Origin of the sequence: Massilia sp. TWR1-2-2, assembly GCF_049897565.1 — a bacterium.
Classification (GTDB): Bacteria; Pseudomonadota; Gammaproteobacteria; order Burkholderiales; family Burkholderiaceae_D; genus JAFCUW01.
In genome coordinates, this window is record NZ_JAFCWM010000002.1 from 180,967 (window position 1) to 200,600 (window position 19,634).

Below are 19,634 nucleotides of genomic sequence, written 5' to 3' on the forward strand. Positions count from 1 at the left end.
CAACCGGGTTACGTCACTTGGTGCGGCCTGAGATCAATCACCGCCTGAGCCTGCACCCAATCCTCGATCTTGTCACGCTACATGTGCAGGAGGGCGAGCGCGGGGCGAACGTTGTGCGACCGGCCCGACATCACCATATCGGTTTATCATCCCCACCACTGCACTACGTCGCCGCCTTCAAACCGACGGCCTCCGGCGTGAACATGATCCCTGCCTGATCCAACATCCATCCTTCGATCTTGACGTGCCACATCCTCAGCAGGTCAAGTGGCCGGCGTCGGTAATGTTTTTCCGCCAATGCGCTCGGCTTGTGCCCTTGAATCTGCGCCACAATCCCACTTGGTACTTCCACCCACTCCGCGAGCGTGCCGAAAGTGCGGCGCAGCCCGTGAAGCGAGACGTGGGGCAATCCTGCGACCTTGAGCGCCCGTGTGTGCGCGATGCGCGGCTCGGTTATGTGCTCGCTTTCCGATGTAGGGCTGCTGAAAACCCATTCATTGCGACGTGGCAGCTTCGCCAAGAGCTGCATCAAGTACGGTGGCAGCGGGATGGTGCGCTTGCCGTCAACCTTGTCGCGGATCGTGATGCTGCTCCAGTTTGGATTCCACTCCACGTCCGTCCATTGCAGCATTGCCAGTTCGTTCCTGCGCGCGCCGGTGATCAACAACCCTTGTAGATAGGCCGCGATCACTGGGTTGCTTAGTTGCCGGACGGCGGCAAACCATGCTGCCAACTGTTCCCGTTGCAAGCTGTCACCGTCCTTCGTCTTATTTGACGGGACGATATCCTTGACTTCATCTGTCAGGCAGCAATCGGCCTGCACTACGGCGCTATATTCTGGGTGCTTTGCGCACCACCGGATGAAGGTCCGAAACTTCCGATATGAATTATGGGCAAACGTGGGGCGCGTCGCGCACTCTTCCTCAAGCCACTCCTGAACCGTTGAGGCCGTAATGGAATGCAGGGGATGCTTGAGTAATGCCGCAAGCGGGGCGGCCTTGGTCGTCTTTTTTCCGATCTTCGGTTTGGCTCCGCCCGGATTGGCTGCAATTGCGTGGTCAGCGCGGTGTTGGTCGCCCCACTTTGGGTGCGGCGCTGCAAGGTACACATCCCAAGCATCGCGCGCAATAAGTTGGCGCTTGCGCTGTTCCAAAGCGGAAACCTCGGCCAGAGCCAGACGGTCGGCTTCGATGGCACTTACTTTGGCGACATCCCCAGCAATGCGATCGGCAGCCACGACGCGCGGGTCAATCCCCTTATTAGTCTGCATCTTGTACGCGATGGCTTCGCGCTGGGCGTCATCGATGGTGTAGGTCGCCACATCGCCGATGGTGAGGCGCATTGTCTTGCCATTCAGGCTGGTCTCGAAAATATACGATTTCGCACCTGCCGAAGTCACGCGCACGCCAAGGCCAGGCGTCTTGCCGTCCCAAAAAATGCTTTGCTTCTTGCCCTCGGCACATTGAAAAGCTTTGACGCGACCGGCTGTAAAGTTATCCCACTTCATTATTGTGTAGGGCTGGTGTAGGGAATTTATTGTATCGCAGTCCACTTTTCGCAACAACCATCAACAGGAAATATTTTGTATCTATTTGAATTTTAAAGATTTATTGAAAAAATCAACATTGATAAACGGAAATAAATCGCTAATTGTGTGGCCTCCGAAGCCAAGGGTCGTGGGTTCGATCCCCGCCAGCCGCACCATTTCAGAACCATCGCAGCGCCAACTTCCGGCACCATTTCCGTACCGATCTCAGCACCATCTCGGCAGCATCCGGCGCCGCGCCGTTCGACTGGCGCCCCGCAAGACTCAGCCTATCTAGGCCAAGTCCGGCCGCGATTCACCCACTACTTTCTCACTACTGCGGCTTGCACCCACGGCACATCGACACCGTAAATTCGCTCGGAGGATCGACCACGCGGATGAACGGCGGCAGGCCCGGCACCAGCTCGACCGGCTCGATCTTGCGCCGCGGCGTGGTCACCAGGTCAGGCAGCCAGTGGTATTTCAGCACCACCTGCGGACCGCCGGCGCCGGCCACATCGAGCCGGTTGAAGCCGCGCCCGGCGATGCGGCCGCTGCCGGCCTGAATGTACGACAGCGCCCGCTCGATCTTGTAGATCTGCACGCCGTCGAACGTGGCCACCGCAGTCGCGCTAGGCACCGCCGACAGTGCCGCCTTCAGTTCGGCCGAATGGGCGATCACCCAGCCGACGTTGTAGCGCTCGAAATTTTCGCGCCAGTCGGCCTCTGTCAGTTGCTTGACCGGCATGCCGAAGGCGACATGGTCCCAGGTAGACAGAGCCGGCAGCGAAAACGGATAGCCGGCGCCGACGAATTCGCGTCCGGTGCGCAGCGCCAGCAGCCCGGCCACATGGCCGCCGCCATGCACCCGGCCGAGCGACGTTTCAAACACGATGCGCCCGTCGGCGGTGGTATTGGCCGCGATCCAGGATTGCAACTGCGCCACCAGCGCCGGCGCGGCCGACACCTCGGGCGGCGCCTTGCCGTAGTGGCCGTGCGGACCGGGAGTCGCTTCGCGCACGACTTCGCGCCCGGTATACAACACCAGCACGCAGGCAACGGCGAGCGCGGCCAGCTGCGGCCAGCTGCGCCAGCGTCCGTGGTTACGCACGATGAATTCGCCGATGCAATACGCCGCCGCCAGCCCGACCAGCATGAAGCCGGGCGCGATGTAGCGGTTCGGCTGCAGCTGGCCAAGCGCGCTGCTGGCCGCGCCGAACGAGGCGAAAAGCACCAGCGCGACGCCGGCGAACAGCAGCGGCAGCATCTTGCGGCGCTGCGCCGGCGCCAGCCAGACCAGGCCGGCCGCGCAGGCCAGCAGCAGCAGCGGATTGAGAAAGGTTCCCATCGAGCCGGAGCTCCAGCTGCCGAACGCGGGCTTGAGCGCCACCATGAGGCCGATGGTCTTCTGGAACGGGTGCACCATCAGCGGATTGGCGCCGATGTCGCGTACGCCAAACACGGCATACAGGCCCGGCAGGTTGACCAGCACGGCAAGCGCGCCGATGATCACGCCGCGCCCGGCAATGGCGGCCAGCGCAGCGTCGCGCCGGTCCCAGATGAACAGGCCGACAAACAGCGCCACCACCAGCAGCGGAAACAGCGGGTGAAGCCACATGCCCAGGCCGCCGAGCACGCCGGCGCCCACCAGGCCGGGGAGATTACGCTGTTCCTGGCTACAAAGTTTCCAGCACCATGCCGTGTACGGCAGGCCGAGATACGAGCCGCAGACGAAGCTGACCATGCCGGCCGTGTGATACCAGTGCAGGGCGCCGACCCACCACATGGCCAGGCCGACGGCGGCGGCAACGGCGCCATGCACGGGCGACCACTTCAGCAGGCGCGCCATCCACGCCACCGCGACCGGCCCGAGCAGCGCGCAGACGAATATGTACAGCGAATACACGGCGCCGGTCGGCATCGACGCTGGCAACAGGGCCGACAGGAACACCGGCACGCGCGCACTGCCGTTGTCGTTCATGCCGCCGAGGTGGCCGGCGCCGAGGAAGGGATCGTAGCCGAGCAGCTGGGCTTGCTGGAGCAGCGACTTGCCCACCTCCAGCTGATACACATGAAAGGGGTTGTCGATGTGAAAACTGTGCGCGCCCGTCAGGATCAGGCTGATCGGCATGCTGAAAAATAACAAGGCAATTTGCACGATCAGCGTCCCGAGCACAATCGCTGTCCAGATCAGCCTGGGGGTTTTTCCACTGTATGTCATTTCGAACTCAACTGTAAGGTTATGCAGCCCGCCAAGCACTCAAGTGTTGCCGGTCCATTTTTGCCGATTTTACAACGGTATTATCTCCGATGCAATTCCCCATCGAAACATGCAGCTGCGCTGCGGCTCGCCGCGCCGTGCCCTTGAAAGCCCGCCATAGCAGGCGATGCGCCCGCTTTCACCGCGCGGCGGGCCCGCCGCCGACCGCCAACAGGGCGATTCGGCAGGGCATTTTTGCATGACAAGAAGTTGTCATGGTGGTAAATTCCTTACCCACGTACAAAACATTGCCCGCCGTCCCCACCGGCAGTCAAACGTTGACGCGATCACCTAATAAAAGTCTCAGATGAACATAGCCAGCCCAAGCTTGCCCGCCACGCGCGCCCTCAGCATTGTCTCGACCATGTACCGTTCGCGGGCATTTCTCGAGCGCTTCCTCGCCGACTGCCTGCGCGCCGTCGACGAGATCGGCTGCACCGACTTCGAGATCATCCTGGTCAACGACGGCTCGCCCGACGATTCTGTCCAATACGCCATCGAGCGCCGCGCCGATATTCCCGAGCTCGTCGTTGTCGACCTGTCGCGCAACTTCGGCCATCACTACGCGATGCAGGCCGGCCTGCAGCACACCCGCGGCGAGTTGGTGTTCCTGATCGATTGCGACCTCGAGGTGTCGCCGCTGACCTTGTCCGAATTCAAGCGCAAGCTCGACGCCACCGGCTGCGACATGGTGTACGGCTACCAGGAAGCGCGCAAGGGCGGCGTGTTCGAAAAGGCCAGTGGCGGTTTCTTCTACACCACATTCAACCTGTTAAGCGACGTCAAGATTCCGGAAAACCTGGCGACCGAGCGCATCATGACGCGCCGCTATGTCGACGCCTTGCTGCGGCTGGGCGACCGCAACCTGTTCCTCGGCGGCATGATGAGCTGGACCGGCTTCGAGCAGGTGGGCCTGCCGCTGGCCAAGAAGCAGCGCGAAGGCAAGAGCAGCTACACCCTGCTGCGGCGCATCCATCTGATGGTCAACGCCGTCAGCTCGTTTTCCGCGCTGCCGCTGGTGTGGCTGTTCAACATTGGTCTGATGATCACTTCGGCCAGCTTCCTCTACCTGTTCTACCTGATGGCGCGCAAAGTGTTCTTCGACGACGCCATGCTCGGCTTCACGTCTATGATGGCGCTGATGGCGCTGAGCTTGGGCGTGATGACGACGGGCATGGGTATCATCGGCATCTATCTTGGCAAGGTGTTCACCCAGGTGCAGAATCGCCCTACGTATATCGTCAAGGATATCCACCGCGGCGTAGAGCCACCCGGCGTGCGCCCGGCCAAGGTGTCGCTGCCCAGCGAACAGTACGAGGAACTGTGATGCGGCTACTGATCTATGGCTCGCGTGAATTTGCCGGAACGGTCGAGGAACTGGCGATCGACTGCGGCTACGAGGTCGCCGGCATGATCGACGACTTCTCGCCCGGACGGCGCATCCTCGGCACGCTCAACGAAGTGCGCCTGACCCATCCGCCGGAGCAGTACCGCATCGCTATTGCGGTCGGCTACTCGCAGCTGGCCGCGCGCTGGAGCGCCTGGCAGCGCGTGCTCGCGGCCGGCTACACGGCGCCCGCGCTGGTCCACCCGCGCGCGTACCTGGCCCGCACCGCCAAGGTCGGCGCGGGCACGATGGTGATGGCCGGCGCGCTGGTCGATGTCCGCGCCACCGTGGGCGACATCGCCGTCATCTGGCCCGGCGCCTGCATCAGCCACGATTGCGCGGTGGGCGACAATACCTTCATTTCGCCCAATGCCACGTTATGCGGCTACGTCGAGCTCGGCGCCCACAGCTTCGTTGGCGCCGGCGCCGCCATCGTCGACCATTGCGTGGTGCCGCCGTCGACCCGCATCAAGATGCTCACCAGCTATGTCGGGACGCGCCCATGAACAAGGTCGTGGTTCTGCAATCGAACTACATCCCGTGGAAGGGTTACTTCGACCTGATCCATGACGCCGACACGTTCATTTTCTACGACGACGTGCAATACACCAAGAACGACTGGCGCAATCGCAACAAGATCATGACCGCGGGCGGCCCCAAGTGGCTGACGATCCCGACCGGCATCGACGCCAACCGTCTCATTTGCGAAGTGGCGCTGAACGACCCGAGCTGGCAAAACAAGCACTGGGAAACGATTCGCCAGAATTACCGCAAGACGCCGGCCTTTGCCCACTTCCGCCCATTCTTCGAGGATATCTACCTGGGCCGCGCATGGTCCAACCTGTCCGATCTGAACCAGCACATGATCCAGCGGATCGCCGGCGAACTGCTCGGCATGCGCACCCGCTTCGACGATTCGCGCAACTATGAACTAAGCGGCCAGCGGCTCGAGCGTCTGGCCGACCTAGTGGCCAAGTCCGGCGCCAGCCACTATATCTCGGGGCCGGCAGCCAAGGCGTATATCGACGACGACACCTTCGCGCGCATGGGCGTCGAACTGGTGTGGAAGGATTACGCTGGCTATCCCGCCTATCGGCAAAGCGAGCTGCCCTTCGAGCACGGCGTGTCGATCCTGGACCTGCTGTTTAACACCGGCGCCGACGCCCCGCAGTACATCTGGGGCTGGCGCGACGGCGCCGGTGCGCCATGAAGAAGACCATCCTGCAGGCGGCCCGCTTCGCCATTGTCGGCCTGGCCTCGAACGGCATCGGTTTCTGCCTGTACCTGCTGATGACATGGGCCGGGCTGGGGCCGAAACTGTCAATGAGCATCCTGTTTGCCGTAGGCACCTTGCAAACCTTCGTCTTCAACAAGCGCTGGTCGTTCCAGTACCGCGGCAAGGACCGCATGGTGATGCTGCGCTACCTGGCCGCCTATGGCATCGGTTATGTGGTCAATTTGGCCGCGCTGATCGTGCTGGTCGATCTCTGGCGCCTGCCGCACGCGCCGGTGCAGGGGGCGCTGATCCTCGCCGTCGCGGCGCTGATGTTCCTGCTGCAAAAATTTTGGGTGTTTGCTCAACCCGCCGTCCCTATCCATCCATCGGAGTCCGCGTTATGACTATTCCTTTCAATAAACCGTACATGACCGGAAAAGAGCTGTCCAACATCGCCCAGGCGCATGCCAGCGGCCACCTGGCCGGCGACGGCGCCTTTACCAAGAAATGCAGCGCCTGGCTCGAGCAGCGCATCGGCACCCGCAAGGCGCTGCTGACCCACTCGTGCACCGCGGCGCTTGAAATGGCCGCCATCCTGGCCGACATCCGGCCCGGCGACGAAGTGATCATGCCGTCCTACACCTTCGTGTCGACGTCGAACGCGTTCGCGCTGCGCGGCGCCATCCCGGTGTTCGTCGACATCCGCGCCGACACGCTCAACATCGACGAGACCAAGATCGAGGCGGCCATCACGCCGCGCACCCGCGCCATCGTGCCGGTGCACTACGCCGGCGTCAGCTGCGAGATGGACGCCATCATGGAGATCGCCGAACGCCACGGCCTGTTGGTGATCGAAGACGCCGCCCAGGGCATCATGTCGACCTACAAGGGCCGTCCGCTCGGCTCGATCGGCCACATGGCGGCGCTGTCGTTCCACGAAACCAAGAACATCATTTCCGGCGAAGGCGGCGCGCTGCTGATCAACGACGAGCGCTTCGTCGCGCGCGCCGAGATCATCCGCGAAAAAGGCACCAACCGCAGCCAGTTCTTCCGCGGCCAGGTCGACAAGTACACCTGGGTCGACATCGGCTCGTCGTTCCTGCCGGGCGAGATCGTCGCCGCCTTCCTGTGGGCCCAGCTGGAAGAAGCGACCCAGATCAACCAGCGCCGCCTCGACATCTGGAACACCTACCACGCCAGCTTCGCCGGGCTGGAAGCGGCCGGCAAGGTCGGCCGCCCTAGCGTGCCGGAGGACTGCGTGCACAACGCCCACATGTACTACCTGATGTTCCCCGACCTGCAGACCCGCACCGCTGTCATTGACCGCCTCAAGGCGAATGGCGTGCAGACGGTGTTCCACTACATCCCGTTGCACTCTTCGCCGCATGGCAAGCAACTCGGCCGCGCCGAAGGCGACATGGCCAACACCGACCGCACCGGCGCCTGCCTGCTGCGCCTGCCGCTGTGGCTGGGCCTTGAAGAGGAGCTGCCGGCGGTGATCGCCGAGATCGTCGCCGCCATCGACGCGACGCAGCACGACACGGCGGAGGTGGCGGCATGATTCTCGTCACCGGCGGCGCTGGCTTCATCGGCGCCAATTTCGTCCTCGACTGGCTCGCCGGCGCCGACGAAGGCGTCGTCAACCTCGACAAGCTGACCTACGCCGGCAACCTCGACACCTTGCGCGGCATTGCCGCCGATCCGCGCCACGTGTTCGTCGAAGGCGATATTGGCGATCGCAAGCTCGTCGCAGACCTGCTCGCCCAGTACCGCCCACGCGCCATCGTCAACTTAGCCGCCGAGTCGCACGTCGACCGCTCGATCGACAGCCCGGAAGAATTCATCCAGACCAACATCGTCGGCACCTTCCGCCTGCTCGAAGCGGTGCGCGCCTACTGGAGCGGCCTGGACGCCGACGACAAGGCCGCCTTCCGCTTCCTGCACGTGTCGACCGATGAAGTCTACGGCGACCTCGACAAGAATGCGCCCGCCTTCAGCGAGACCAACCGCTACGAGCCGAACAGCCCGTATTCGGCCAGCAAAGCCGCGTCCGACCACCTGGTGCGCTCGTACCACCACACCTACGGCCTGCCAGTGCTGACGACCAACTGCTCGAACAACTATGGGCCGTATCACTTCCCCGAAAAGCTGATCCCACTGGTAATCCACAATGCGCTGGCCGGCAAGCAGCTGCCGATCTACGGCGACGGCCAGCAGATCCGCGACTGGCTGTACGTCAAGGACCACTGCTCGGCGATTCGCCGCGTGCTGGAAGCGGGCCGCGTTGGCGAGACCTACAACGTCGGCGGCTGGAACGAAAAATCGAACTTGGAAGTGGTGCACACCTTGTGCGCCATCCTCGACGAACTCAAGCCGCGCGGCGACGGCGCCACCTACGCCAGCCAGATCACCTTCGTCAAGGACCGCCCCGGCCACGACCGCCGCTACGCCATCGACGCCGGCAAGCTGGCCAACGAACTGGACTGGAAGCCGGCCGAAACCTTCGACACCGGCATCCGCAAGACGGTGCAGTGGTATCTCGACCATCAGGAATGGGTCGGCAATGTGACCAGTGGCGCCTACCAGCACTGGGTCGGCAAGCAGTACGGTTCTTGAGCACCCACTTTCACGAAGGATCTACATGACGAACGCACGCAAAGGCATCATCCTCGCCGGCGGCTCCGGCACCCGCCTGTATCCGGTCACCCAGGCCGTGTCGAAGCAGCTGATGGCGGTGTACGACAAGCCGATGATCTACTATCCGCTGACGACCCTGATGCTGGCCGGCATCCGCGACATCCTGCTGATCTCCACCCCGCAGGACACGCCGCGCTTTGCTGAACTGCTCGGCGACGGCTCGCAGTGGGGCATCAATATTTCGTACGCGGTGCAGCCCTCGCCCGACGGCCTGGCGCAGGCGTTCATCATCGGCCGCGAGTTCGTCGGCAACGGCCCGAGCGCGCTGGTGTTGGGCGACAATATCTTCTACGGTAACCAGCTGATCACCAAGCTGCAAAGCGCCGACGCCCACACCACCGGCGCCAGCGTGTTCGCCTACCACGTGCAGGATCCAGAGCGCTATGGCGTGGTCGAATTCGACACCGGCTACCGCGCCCTGAGCATCGAGGAAAAGCCCAAGCAGCCTAAGGGCAACTACGCGGTCACCGGCCTGTATTTCTACGACGACCAAGTGTGCGACATTGCCGCCGACATCAAGCCATCGCCGCGCGGCGAGCTGGAAATTACCGACGTCAACCGGATCTATCTCGAGCGCGGCCAACTCAACGTCGAAATCATGGGCCGCGGCTTCGCCTGGCTCGACACTGGCACCCACGACAGCCTGCTCGAGGCGGCCAGTTTCATCGCCACCTTACAAAAGCGCCAGGGCCTGATGGTGTCGTGTCCCGAAGAAATCGCCTACTTCCAGAAGTGGATCGACGCCGAACAGGTGCTGCGACTGGCCGAACCGCTGGCCAAGAACGGCTACGGCATGTATCTGATGAGCCTGCTGAACAAGCAGCATCTGTAAAAAAGGGCCGCTCGATGCGGCCCTTTCTCTTACGGCGTCAGTACCTACCAGATAATCACACGGTCCTTCGGCGCCAGGTACATCTTGTCGCCCGGTTTGACCTTGAACGCCTCGTAGAACGCCGGCTGATTCATCATGGTGCCGTTGGCGCGGAACTGGCCCGGCGAGTGCGGATCGGTCTTGACCTGCACGATCTGCTGCTGCTCGCGCATCTTCGCGCGCCACACGTGGCCGAAGCCCATTAAGAAGCGCTGGTCGCCGCTCAAGCCGTCGATAACTGGAGCCTTTTTGCCCTTAAGCGGCCGCGTAACGCGAAAAAAAGCCGGCGCCTTGAGCGCCAGCTTTCACATTCAGCCCAAACGGACTACCTGCGGTTTTCGATCCCTCGCCGTTGCGTAGACAAACGCGCGCAGTGAAGGCACCCAGCGGAACTTGCTCCATATACTGTTCCTGCATGCCTGGAGCGTCCCGGCGCCCATACTGTCCTGTGACCAGTGAGCCACCGGCACCGTACTCCAGGTCCATGATCCTAGGGCCGGGTTGCTGGCCGGCGGCGTCAGTTTGACTATTGTCGGCGGGACGGTGCTTTGGTCCAGCCCCACGACACATCCCAGTTCGTCAACCCACTGCAATCCCATCATGTCGGGCATATGGAAGCTGTTAGGCACGCCATCGTAACCGGCCGTTAGTGCCGGCACAGTGCCCAGTGTCGTAATGCTGGAGACGGCACCGGTGGCGAGGTTGCGGATGTGAACGGTGCGATGGCCCTGCCGCCAGTTGTAACCGCCGTCGATGGCGATCAACAGGTTTAGTGAATTGCACAGCACCAGCGCACCACTGGCAAGATTGCCGCCCAGCGCAGGATATGGGGTGATTTCGCCGGTGTTACTGACAAAGAGTGTATAGCTCACGCTGCCGTTGACAGCAGCCCACCAGCCGCGCCGCACCGGATCCATCACCGTGATCGGGTAGTTGCCGCCGGCCGCAGCGGGGCTGAACCAAATCTTGGTTGGGTCGTTAGTCCCTGTCTCGCGCGTGACAAGCTGCGAATACCCCATGTTGGCGCGGGAAACATCAAGCAAGTTGATTCGGTTGTCGTACGTGCTGCCGGCCCAGAAAAACGATGCCAGCGACCCCTTCGGTCCGCCGCCCCAAGCCTTCGGTACCTCTTGCAGGCCGAGGTAGGTGTGCGGGGTGTAAGGTGTTCCATCGGGAGCGTAGCCGTTGACGACGGTATAGGGCAGGTTCGCCTGCACCGGCAGATTAGCAACGCTCCACGTCAAGGTCGTGAAATCGCAGATCAGCGACATCTGGATGTTCGGATGATACGCGGTTGTTTCGTGCCCGCCGGAGTAGTACACTTGGGCCCCAAGCTCGCTGAAGTCGCGCAGGATCGCACTGCCGCCCCACATGATGAAAGGACTGTCCATCGCCGTGCTGTCTGAGCGGTAAATCTCCGGCATCAGCGATTGTGGATCATTCTTCATTGGCACATCTGCGAAGTATCCCGGCGGCGGCACCCATGCCGGCAGGTCGGATGTAACCGGCGGCGCAACTGTAATTGTCGTGGCGCGCATGTTCGGCAATACGCTCCACACCGGCACCTGGTTGAAACCAACGGCGATCTCGTTCCAGTTGGGCGCGGACAGCATGCGGGTGTAGGCCGCCATCGCCCCCGGGACGTTGTGACGCACGGCGTAGGCGATCGCCGGCTGCAGGTTGCCCCAATAGCTGCTCGGTTCTGGATAATTGCCGCCGCGCAGAGCTCCGGTGCCAGCGGTGTTGGCCACGCCCACGGTAGCGGCATATAGCGCGCCCCAGTTCGGGTACCAGGGGCCTGCGCCGGTGGCGAAGTTAGGCGACTCCGACGGCGCCACTGCCAGCACGTACTGGGCTGCATCGCGATACAGGAAGTCGGTTTGCGCGGTGCCGCCAAGGCGACCGACAATACTTTGCGCCTTCCACGCGAAGAACGCGGACAATTTGCTGGTGCTCGCTGCCGCCATGCCGGGGTCGAGGTCGAGGGCATAGCCGACTGCCGCGGTGAAAAAATCCTGCATCCATGCCGCTTCGGAATACTTGCCCGCTCCAACGGTGTAATTCGAATAAGGCATCACGATGCCGAAAGGATTGTTTGGCTGCGCGACGTACATTGCATGGTAGAAGTCGACATTCGCCGCCATCGACGTGGCGAACTCGGCGCGTAGCGGATCGTCGTCCGGACTGACACAGGCAGCTTGGGCAAGCGTGCGCAGCGCCCAGCCGGCGCCGCGGGTAGTGTTCGAGCCGGCGGACGACTGGAATACGCCGCCGGAAAACTTGCGCGTTGCGTCAGTGTTGAGCAGGTAATTCAGAGTTGCGACAAATTGCACTTCTTCCATGAAATAGAAGCGTCCGGTCAGCAGATAGGCCATGAAGCCCATCGACGGGTGGTGCGGCAGATCCCACACCGGCGGTACGGTGCCCGATGCGCCAGGCGTGTAGCTGCTGATGGTCGACGCGCCCGTGTTGGACAATCCGGCCGACGGGCCGCCGTTGACAACCAGGTTCGGGTAACTCGAAAATCGCAGCGGCCGCAGCGTTTTTTCGTCGCGGTAGTGGGTGCCGAAGCGGCCAGCACTGTAGGCGTTGATGATCACCGCAGCGTAGGCGCGCGTGTCGTTGCTGGCCAGGTATAAGACATCCCATTCTGGCAGCAGTCCAATAGCGCTCTGATAGCCACCCATCCCCATGGCGTTCGCGTAATTGCCCTGTTGCAGCGGCGTGTAAGTCGTCGGCAGGCTGCTCCACACTGCTGCGGTAGCGGGAATGTTGGCGCGATAACTTGGCACCAGGCCAGTCGCCTGCAGATAGCCTTTCTCGTGATTCGGCGTCACCACCGGGGTGTTTCCGAGCCAATGGCTCAACGCGCTACCTGACGTCAGCACGGTGCGGCAATGGTTCGGCAGGTCGATCGCGCCCTTGAACCGGTCGGTGCCGCCCAGCGTGAACGTGTAGATGGCGCTCTTGCTGACTGGGTTGGCCACGTTGAGGTAGCCATTTTCGATCCACGGCAAGATCTCCACGGCGCCACCGCGGTACAGGCGCACTTCCAGCCAGCCGACCAGGTGCGGGTCGGTGCCGACAGGCTTGCGATATACCCATGAGCTCATGAAAGGACCGTTGACCCAGGTTTTGAACGGGGTGGCCCAATCGGCAGCCGTCCAGGACACCATGCCGAATGCGCCGGCGTTGATCGATGCAGTCACACCCGTGACGCGCAGGTTTTCGGTCGTCAGCAGCGGTACCGTGCTGCCGACGCCAACGTTGAGCGTGACAGTCAGCGGAACGCCGGCGGACAGGGTTGCACGCCCCGAAATCAGCGCGAATTTAAGCGATCCGTCCGGCCAGGTATTTTTCCAGACGACCTGAAGATCAGTGATGCTGCCGACTACCCGGGCGCCGGCTGCCACGTCGCCTGGCTTGAACGCATAGCCAAGCGAGAACGGCTGGCCGCTGCCGGCGACTGCCGAGGTCAGCTGGAAAGAGGCGAAGCCGGACGACGAACCCGGGTTCGTCGCGGTGATCGCGCCTGCCAGCAAGGCGTTAGCCCGCGGCTCGGCCGCTTCGACGGCCGTGCCGCCACCGCAGCCTTGCACCGCCAAGGAGGCGGCGCTGGCGGACAACATGGTCATAAAGCGGCGTCGGGTAAGTCCGTCATCGGCGGCGGGACCGGCGACCGCGTCGTGCGGTAGAGCCAGGTCGATAGGTTTGGAAAAGGAGTTCATGGCGTTTGCCTTTTGGAAATATGCGGGATTTTGACACTTGACGAGCTATGCGCAGGGAACCTGGACGCAACGTAAATAGTTGCCATTTGGATCAACATGTTGGGTAATTTCAATAACTCTACCGGCAAGTCTAACACATGCTTGCCGCATGAAAAGAGTCAAATCGCCCCGGAATGAATGATGCCAAGCCACCACAGCATCAGCTACGACTAGGACAAATGGGTCATTTATTATACGCAAATTGGCGGAATGGCGAAAACGACGTGCTTGGTAATGAAGCAATTGAATTGCTCGAATGCCAATGTATATATTGCAATGCTTCGAGAGGCCGACGGTTCCCGTCGACGCTGGGGCGACATCGTGAAATATTTGGCGTGCGAAAGCGGCTTAGGGTCAGCGTGGGAACGGTGGCTGGGAGAATTGCCTTGGAAGTTCCGGACGCGCGAACTTGTTCGAGTAGCCGGTCTTGCAGGTGAACTGATCCCCGCCAGCACGGTGCCGTTAAAGGTGAAGCGCTCGTCGACGAATGGCTTAGAGAGCAGGTTGGCATAGCTGCTGATCAGGCGCATCTGTAACACCCCTTCCAGGTGTCATGCGAGGTCTCGTTTTACACCCGCGCAAAAACCTTCAGTTTGCTCGGCTTGCTGACTACTGGCTGGAACGTTCTGCGATTTGCTGTCGGTGAACCTTACAATCCCCGGCAGTTATCCGCCGAAAAATTTATAAGTGATTGATCTACAACCTTTTTTGAATCAGGCACAAGAATTGCTTGTCAAGTACGCAAATACTACGGGAGCAAGCTATGAAATTTATTAAAATATTATGTGGGGTGCTAGCCTCGCTTGTCATCGCCGTGTCCGCGTCGGCTGCGATCATTTACGAGAATGGCTCGCTCAACGGTACCTACTTGGCTCAATCGATCAGCCCGCCGCAAACAGTCAGCAACTCATTCACCATTTCGAGCGCGACGCAGGTGACCGGCGTGACGCTGGGGTTGTGGACGCTTCGGGGCACGCTGCCTGCGACGTTGGATTATTCGTTCGGCACATCCGCATTCGCTGCGGACCTTCCTGGTGGGTCAACCCTGCTGACCAATGTATTTGCTTTCAATAACGGCCAGTTCGACGTTTATCTATCGAGTTTCGCTGTCAACCTGACGGTCGGTGCCGGCGAATATTGGCTCACCTTGGGCAACGGGCGCAATAATGCGAACGCGGAGATTTTTTGGGATACCAACTTTGATGGACTGTCTCGCGCTCAATATCGCAACGACGTGGACGCTGGCCCGCTCGAAAATTCGCAGTACTTCCAGCTCACTGGCGGCGCCGCTACCGACCCCGGCCCAGGTCCGAATCCACAACCGGTTCCCGAGCCGGGCTCGCTGATGTTGTCAGCTGCCGGCATGATCGGTGTTGCGGCGTCGCGCCGGCGCCGCACTGCGGCCGCGTAGGAAGAAAAAGGCCGGTGCTTAAAACACCGGCTTTCCGCATCCAGCCCATCCGGCCCACATGAGGTTGCAATCCTTCGCCATTGTGTAGATGAACGCGCGCAGTCAAGGACCAGCGGAACTTGACCATGTACTGTGCAGGCCTGTCTGCAGCGTCCCAGCGCCGCACTGTCGTGTAACCAGTGCGCGACCATCGTGCTCAGGTCCATGAGCATATGGCGGGCTGCTGGCCGGCGGTGTCAGTCTCTTCATCCTCGGCTTTACGGTGCATTGGACCGCCAGCTTCGCTGTGCACACAGCTTTTCAATCCACTGCAACCCCACGCGGCTCTCGAGGCCTACCAGATAATCACACGGTCCTTCGGCGCCAGGTACATCTTGTCGCCCGGTTTGACCTTGAACGCCTCGTAGAACGCCGGCTGATTCATCATGGTGCCGTTGGCGCGGAACTGGCCCGGCGAGTGCGGATCGGTCTTGACCTGCACGATCTGCTGCTGCTCGCGCATCTTCGCGCGCCACACCTGGCCGAAGCCCATGAAGAAGCGCTGGTCGCCGGTCAGGCCGTCGATCACCGGCGCCTTTTTGCCTTTCAACGACAGCTTGTACGCCTTGTACGCGATCGCCACGCCGGAGTTGTCGCCGATGTTTTCGCCCAAGGTCAGTTCGCCGTTGACGTTATAGCCCGGCAGTGGGCTGTAGGCGCCGTACTGCGCCACCAGCTTCTGCGTCTTGGCCGCGAAGTTCTTCTGGTCCTGCGCGGTCCACCAGTTGCGCAGGTTGCCGTCGCCGTCGTACTGCGAGCCCTGGTCGTCGAAACCGTGGCTGATCTCGTGGCCGATCGCCCCGCCGATGGCGCCGTAATTGACCGCGTCGTCGGCGTTCGCATCAAAAAACGGCGGCTGCAGAATCGACGCCGGGAACACGATCTCGTTCATCTCCGGGTTGTAGTATGCGTTGATCGTCTGCGGTGTCATGCCCCACTCTTCGCGGTCGATCGGCTGCCCAAGCTTGGCCAGCTGGCGGTTCGATTCGAACACGCGCGAGCGCATCACGTTGCCGACCAAATCGTCGCGCGCCACCACCAGTGCCGAGTAGTCGCGCCACTTGTTCGGGTAACCGATCTTGTAGGTGAACTTGGCCAGCTTGGCCTGCGCTTCCTTCTTGGTCGCCGGGCTCATCCAGTCGAGCTTGTCGATGCTGACCTTGTATGCAGCCAGCAGGTTCTTCACCAGCACCTCCATGCGCGCCTTGCGCTCGGCCGGGAAGTGCTTCTCGACGTACAGCTTGCCCAGGCTCTCGCCCATCGCCGTTTCCACCGTGCCAACCGCGCGCTTCCAGCGCGGCTGCATCTCCTTGATCCCCGCCAGCACGGTGCCGTTAAAGGCGAAGCGCTCGTCGACGAACGGCTTCGACAGCAGGTTGGCGTAGCTGCTGATCAGGCGCATCTGCAGGTACGCCTTCCAGGTGTCGAGCGAGGTCTCGTTCGACACTTGCGCAAACCCCTTCAGGTAGCTCGGCTGGCTGACCACCACGTAGCTGGTCTTGCCGCTGATGCCGGCGCCGTCCAGGTAGGACTTCCAGTCGAAGCCGGGCGCCACTTCCGCCATCTTCGCCAGGTCGACCTTGTTGTACGTCTTGACCGGGTCGCGGTTTTCCACCGGCGTCCACTGCACCTTGGCCAGCGCGGTCTCAAACGCGACGATGCGCGCGGCATCTGGCGCCGCGGTCTTCGAGCCGGCCAGCGCCAGCATCTTCTCGACGTGCACCTGGTATTTCGCCAGCGCGTCGGCCAGCTTGGCGTCGTCCGCCTTCAGGTAGTACTCGCGGTCCGGCAGGCCAAGCCCGCCCTGCATGATGTCGGCGACGTACTTGGTCGAATCCTTGGCGTCCTGGTGGATCGCGAAGTCGAACGGCGTGTCGACGCTCTGGCGGCCCAGGTGCGCCAGCATCTCCGGCAGTTCGGCCTTGTCCTTCATCGCCGCGATGCGCGCCAGCTCGGCGCTCAGCGGCGAAAGGCCCAGCGCGTCGGCACGCTGCTCGTCCATGTAGCTGGCGTAGAAGTCGCCGATGCGCTGGGCGTCCGTGCCGGCCTTGCCGTTCGGGCTCTTGGCGGCGTCTTCGATGATCGCGCGCAGCTGCGGGCGCAGGTCGTCGTCGAGCTTGACGAAGGTGCCCCAGCTCGACTTGTCGGCCGGGATCTCGGTCGACGTCAGCCACTTGCCGTTCAGGTGCTTGAAGAAGTCGTCCTGCACCCGCACCGCCGGGTCGATGTACTCGACCGCGATGCCCGATGCCGGTGCCTTGACGACCGCCTTGGTCGCGCCGCCTGCCTGCGCAAGGCCGGCAATCAGGCCAAGCGTCAGTGCGCTCAATAGATATTTGTTCATTCAATACTCCAATGTCTGTTCGCCAGAATGCGAAAAAGGGGCGCGACGCGCCCCTCCCTTTACCGATGCTGCGATTACCAGATGATGACGCGGTCGGCCGGCGCGCGATACATCTTGTCGCCTTCCTTCACGCCGAACGCTTCATAGAAAGCCGGCTGGTTCATCATGGTGCCGTTGGCACGGAACTGGCCCGGCGAGTGCGGGTCGGTCTTGACTTGCACGATCAGCGCTTCGTCGCGCATCTTGACGCGCCATACCTGGCCGAAGCCCATGAAGAAGCGCTGGTCGCCGGTCAGGCCGTCGATCACCGGCGCCGGCTTGCCGCCCAACGACAGCTTGTAGGCCTTGTACGCCACCGCCACACCGGAGTTGTCGCCGATGTTCTCGCCCAGGGTCAGCGCGCCGTTGACGTTGTAGCCCTTGACCGGGCTGTAGGCGTCGTACTGGCGCGTCAGCGCGTCGGCCTTGGCCTGGAACTTGACGCGGTCTTCCTTGGTCCACCAGTCGCGCAGGTTGCCGTCGCCGTCGGACTGGCTGCCCTTGTCGTCGAAGCCGTGGCTGATCTCGTGGCCGATCACAGCGCCAATGGCGCCGTAGTTGACCGCGTCGTCGGCGCGCATGTCGAAGAACGGCGGATGCAGGATCGACGCCGGGAACACGATCTCGTTCATCGTCGAGCTGTAGTACGCGTTCACCGTTTGCGGCGTCATGCCCCACTCTTCGCGGTCGATCGGCTTACCGAGCTTGTTGACGCCGCGGTTGTAGCCGAAGGTGCGGGCGCGCATCATGTTGCCGACCAAATCGTCCTGCTTGATCGTCAGCGCCGAATAGTCGCGCCACTTGTTCGGGTAGCCGACCTTCGGCTTGAACTTGGCCAGCTTGGCCTGCGCTTCCTTCTTCGTTTCAAGGCTCATCCAGTCGAGCGTGTCGATGCTCTGCTTGTACGCTTCGAGCAGGTTCGCGATCAGCACTTCCATGCGTGCCTTGCGCTCCGGCGGGAAGTACTGCGCCACGTACTGGCGGCCGACCGCTTCGCCCATCACGCCTTCGACCGTCGACACGCCGTTCTTCCAGCGCGGCTGCTGGGCAGTCACGCCGGACAGGGTGGCGGTGTAAAACGCGAAGTTCGCGTCGTAGAACGGCTTCGACAGGAAGGCCGAATAGCTGCGCAGCAGCTGCCACTCGAAGTACGACTTCCACGTCGCCAGGTCGGTGCCGGCGACGATCTTGTCCATCGCGGCGAAGTAGCTAGGCTGGTTGACGATCACGTAGTCGACCTTGCCGGCGACGCCGGCCGCGGCCAGCGCGCCCTTCCAGTCGTAGCCGGGCGTGAGCGCGGCCAGCTGGGCAAAGTCCATCTTGTTGTAGCGCTTGACCGGGTCGCGGTTGTCGACCTTGGTCCACTGCACTTCGGCCAGCGCGGTTTCCAGCGCCAGGATCCTGGCGGCGGCGCCGGCGGCGTCCTTCTCGCCGGCCATGCCGAGGATCTTGGCGACGTGCAGCTCATACTTGGCGCGCACGTCGGCCAGCTTGGCGTCGTCCTTCTTCAGGTAGTAGTCGCGGTCGGGCAGGCCCAGGCCGCCCTGGCTGATGTAGGTCGCGTAGCGGGTAGACTCGCGCTGGTCCTGGCCGATGCCGATCGAATATGGCGCGGCCACGCCGATCTTGGCCAGGTGGGCGATCAGCGCCGGCAGCGCCTTCTTGTCCTTCAGCGCGCGGATGCGCTGCAGTTCGCCCGTCAGTGGACGGTAGCCGAGCGCGTCGATCTTCGACTCGTCCATGTAGCTGGTGTACAGGTCGCCGATTTTCTGGACGTCGGTGCCGGCCTTTTTCTTCGGATCCTTCTGCGCCGCTTCGATCAGGCCGCGCAGCTGCGGATTGAGGTCGTCGCGCATCTTGGCGAACGTGCCCCAGCTCGATTTGTCGGCGGGGATCTCGGTCGTCTTGAGCCACTCCCCGTTCAGGTACGTGAAGAAGTCGTCCTGCGCACGCACCGTCTTGTCGATGTACTGCGTGTCGATGCCGGATATCGGTGCGACCGGCTTGGCGGTGTCGGCGGCGCCGGCGAAGGCGGCCATCAGGCTCAGGGTCAGGGTGCTCAGGAAGTATCGTTTCAC

At 62.2% G+C, this 19,634-nt stretch carries 15 protein-coding genes; 8 read left to right on the top strand and 7 right to left on the bottom strand.

Going from position 1 to position 19,634, the window contains the following annotated elements; genetic code table 11:
* Positions 1-163 precede the first annotated feature (163 nt).
* Both ACP7DD_RS02750 and ACP7DD_RS02755 read right to left on the bottom strand, forming a co-directional pair.
* Entirely contained in the window at positions 164-1,507 is a 1,344-nt protein-coding gene (locus ACP7DD_RS02750; protein WP_426173177.1) for a tyrosine-type recombinase/integrase, read from the bottom strand.
* 352 nt (positions 1,508-1,859) lie between these two features.
* Positions 1,860-3,746, bottom strand: a complete 1,887-nt coding sequence (locus ACP7DD_RS02755) for a hypothetical protein (RefSeq protein ID WP_426173178.1) — start codon at positions 3,744-3,746, stop codon at positions 1,860-1,862.
* A 346-nt stretch (positions 3,747-4,092) separates the two neighbouring features.
* On the opposite strand from ACP7DD_RS02755, the gene ACP7DD_RS02760 reads away from it, so the two are divergent.
* From ACP7DD_RS02760 to rfbA, 7 genes are read left to right on the top strand one after another with little or no spacing between them, the layout of a single operon-like run.
* Positions 4,093-5,112: a glycosyltransferase family 2 protein gene (locus ACP7DD_RS02760; protein ID WP_426173179.1), complete on the top strand. Its 1,020-nt coding sequence runs from the start codon at positions 4,093-4,095 to the stop codon at positions 5,110-5,112.
* On the top strand, positions 5,112-5,678 hold the full coding sequence (locus ACP7DD_RS02765; RefSeq protein ID WP_426173180.1) for a hypothetical protein: 567 nt from the start codon (positions 5,112-5,114) through the stop codon (positions 5,676-5,678). Before ACP7DD_RS02760 ends, ACP7DD_RS02765 begins: the two co-directional genes overlap by 1 nt.
* Positions 5,675-6,382, top strand: coding sequence for a WbqC family protein (locus ACP7DD_RS02770; protein WP_426173181.1), 708 nt, complete (start codon positions 5,675-5,677; stop codon positions 6,380-6,382). The genes ACP7DD_RS02765 and ACP7DD_RS02770 overlap by 4 nt, the downstream gene beginning before the upstream one ends.
* The gene (locus ACP7DD_RS02775; protein ID WP_426173182.1) at positions 6,379-6,792 is read left to right on the top strand and encodes a GtrA family protein; all 414 of its coding nucleotides are present in this window, start codon (positions 6,379-6,381) and stop codon (positions 6,790-6,792) included. The genes ACP7DD_RS02770 and ACP7DD_RS02775 overlap by 4 nt, the downstream gene beginning before the upstream one ends.
* Entirely contained in the window at positions 6,789-7,949 is a 1,161-nt protein-coding gene (gene rffA / locus ACP7DD_RS02780; protein ID WP_426173183.1) for a dTDP-4-amino-4,6-dideoxygalactose transaminase, read from the top strand. The genes ACP7DD_RS02775 and rffA overlap by 4 nt, the downstream gene beginning before the upstream one ends.
* On the top strand, positions 7,946-9,004 hold the full coding sequence (rfbB, locus tag ACP7DD_RS02785) for a dTDP-glucose 4,6-dehydratase (protein WP_426173184.1): 1,059 nt from the start codon (positions 7,946-7,948) through the stop codon (positions 9,002-9,004). The genes rffA and rfbB overlap by 4 nt, the downstream gene beginning before the upstream one ends.
* A gap of 25 nt (positions 9,005-9,029) precedes the next feature.
* A complete protein-coding gene (gene rfbA, locus ACP7DD_RS02790; protein WP_426173185.1) occupies positions 9,030-9,917 on the top strand; it encodes a glucose-1-phosphate thymidylyltransferase RfbA in 888 nt (295 codons plus the stop codon).
* A gap of 44 nt (positions 9,918-9,961) precedes the next feature.
* On the opposite strand, the gene ACP7DD_RS02795 is transcribed toward rfbA, so the two are convergent.
* The 3 genes from ACP7DD_RS02795 to ACP7DD_RS02805 all read right to left on the bottom strand — a co-directional run bounded on the left by ACP7DD_RS02795 (position 9,962) and on the right by ACP7DD_RS02805 (position 14,253).
* Positions 9,962-10,258, bottom strand: a complete 297-nt coding sequence (locus tag ACP7DD_RS02795; protein WP_426173322.1) for a M13-type metalloendopeptidase — start codon at positions 10,256-10,258, stop codon at positions 9,962-9,964.
* 9 nt (positions 10,259-10,267) lie between these two features.
* Complete coding sequence (locus ACP7DD_RS02800; protein WP_426173186.1) at positions 10,268-13,684, bottom strand: hypothetical protein; 3,417 nt, start codon at positions 13,682-13,684, stop codon at positions 10,268-10,270.
* A gap of 230 nt (positions 13,685-13,914) precedes the next feature.
* Positions 13,915-14,253, bottom strand: a complete 339-nt coding sequence (locus tag ACP7DD_RS02805; RefSeq protein WP_426173187.1) for a hypothetical protein — start codon at positions 14,251-14,253, stop codon at positions 13,915-13,917.
* A gap of 233 nt (positions 14,254-14,486) precedes the next feature.
* On the opposite strand from ACP7DD_RS02805, the gene ACP7DD_RS02810 reads away from it, so the two are divergent.
* Positions 14,487-15,134 carry a PEP-CTERM sorting domain-containing protein gene (locus tag ACP7DD_RS02810; RefSeq protein WP_426173188.1) on the top strand — a complete coding sequence of 216 codons (648 nt, stop codon included), beginning with the start codon at positions 14,487-14,489 and terminating at the stop codon, positions 15,132-15,134.
* A 334-nt stretch (positions 15,135-15,468) separates the two neighbouring features.
* Here ACP7DD_RS02810 and ACP7DD_RS02815 read toward each other — a convergent pair whose 3' ends face one another.
* Together ACP7DD_RS02815 and ACP7DD_RS02820 are read right to left on the bottom strand one after the other, a co-directional pair.
* On the bottom strand, positions 15,469-17,517 hold the full coding sequence (locus tag ACP7DD_RS02815) for a M13 family metallopeptidase (protein ID WP_426173189.1): 2,049 nt from the start codon (positions 17,515-17,517) through the stop codon (positions 15,469-15,471).
* Between the two features lie 74 nt (positions 17,518-17,591).
* On the bottom strand, positions 17,592-19,595 hold the full coding sequence (locus tag ACP7DD_RS02820; RefSeq protein WP_426173323.1) for a M13 family metallopeptidase: 2,004 nt from the start codon (positions 19,593-19,595) through the stop codon (positions 17,592-17,594).
* Between the last annotated feature and the right edge of the window lie 39 nt (positions 19,596-19,634).

Excerpts from the sequence above, each read along its gene's own strand:
- ACP7DD_RS02760 (WP_426173179.1), top strand. The coding sequence starts at position 4,093 with ATGAACATAGCCAGCCCAAGCTTGCCCGCCACGCGCGCCCTCAGCATT.
- ACP7DD_RS02800 (WP_426173186.1), bottom strand. The coding sequence starts at position 13,684 with ATGAACTCCTTTTCCAAACCTATCGACCTGGCTCTACCGCACGACGCG.
- ACP7DD_RS02810 (WP_426173188.1), top strand. The coding sequence starts at position 14,487 with ATGAAATTTATTAAAATATTATGTGGGGTGCTAGCCTCGCTTGTCATC.
- ACP7DD_RS02770 (WP_426173181.1), top strand. The coding sequence starts at position 5,675 with ATGAACAAGGTCGTGGTTCTGCAATCGAACTACATCCCGTGGAAGGGT.
- rfbB (WP_426173184.1), top strand. The coding sequence starts at position 7,946 with ATGATTCTCGTCACCGGCGGCGCTGGCTTCATCGGCGCCAATTTCGTC.
- ACP7DD_RS02820 (WP_426173323.1), bottom strand. The coding sequence starts at position 19,595 with ATGGCCGCCTTCGCCGGCGCCGCCGACACCGCCAAGCCGGTCGCACCG.
- rffA (WP_426173183.1), top strand. The coding sequence starts at position 6,789 with ATGACTATTCCTTTCAATAAACCGTACATGACCGGAAAAGAGCTGTCC.
- ACP7DD_RS02750 (WP_426173177.1), bottom strand. The coding sequence starts at position 1,507 with ATGAAGTGGGATAACTTTACAGCCGGTCGCGTCAAAGCTTTTCAATGT.
- rfbA (WP_426173185.1), top strand. The coding sequence starts at position 9,030 with ATGACGAACGCACGCAAAGGCATCATCCTCGCCGGCGGCTCCGGCACC.
- ACP7DD_RS02755 (WP_426173178.1), bottom strand. The coding sequence starts at position 3,746 with ATGACATACAGTGGAAAAACCCCCAGGCTGATCTGGACAGCGATTGTG.
- ACP7DD_RS02775 (WP_426173182.1), top strand. The coding sequence starts at position 6,379 with ATGAAGAAGACCATCCTGCAGGCGGCCCGCTTCGCCATTGTCGGCCTG.
- ACP7DD_RS02805 (WP_426173187.1), bottom strand. The coding sequence starts at position 14,253 with ATGCGCCTGATCAGCAGCTATGCCAACCTGCTCTCTAAGCCATTCGTC.
- ACP7DD_RS02765 (WP_426173180.1), top strand. The coding sequence starts at position 5,112 with ATGCGGCTACTGATCTATGGCTCGCGTGAATTTGCCGGAACGGTCGAG.
- ACP7DD_RS02815 (WP_426173189.1), bottom strand. The coding sequence starts at position 17,517 with ATGAACAAATATCTATTGAGCGCACTGACGCTTGGCCTGATTGCCGGC.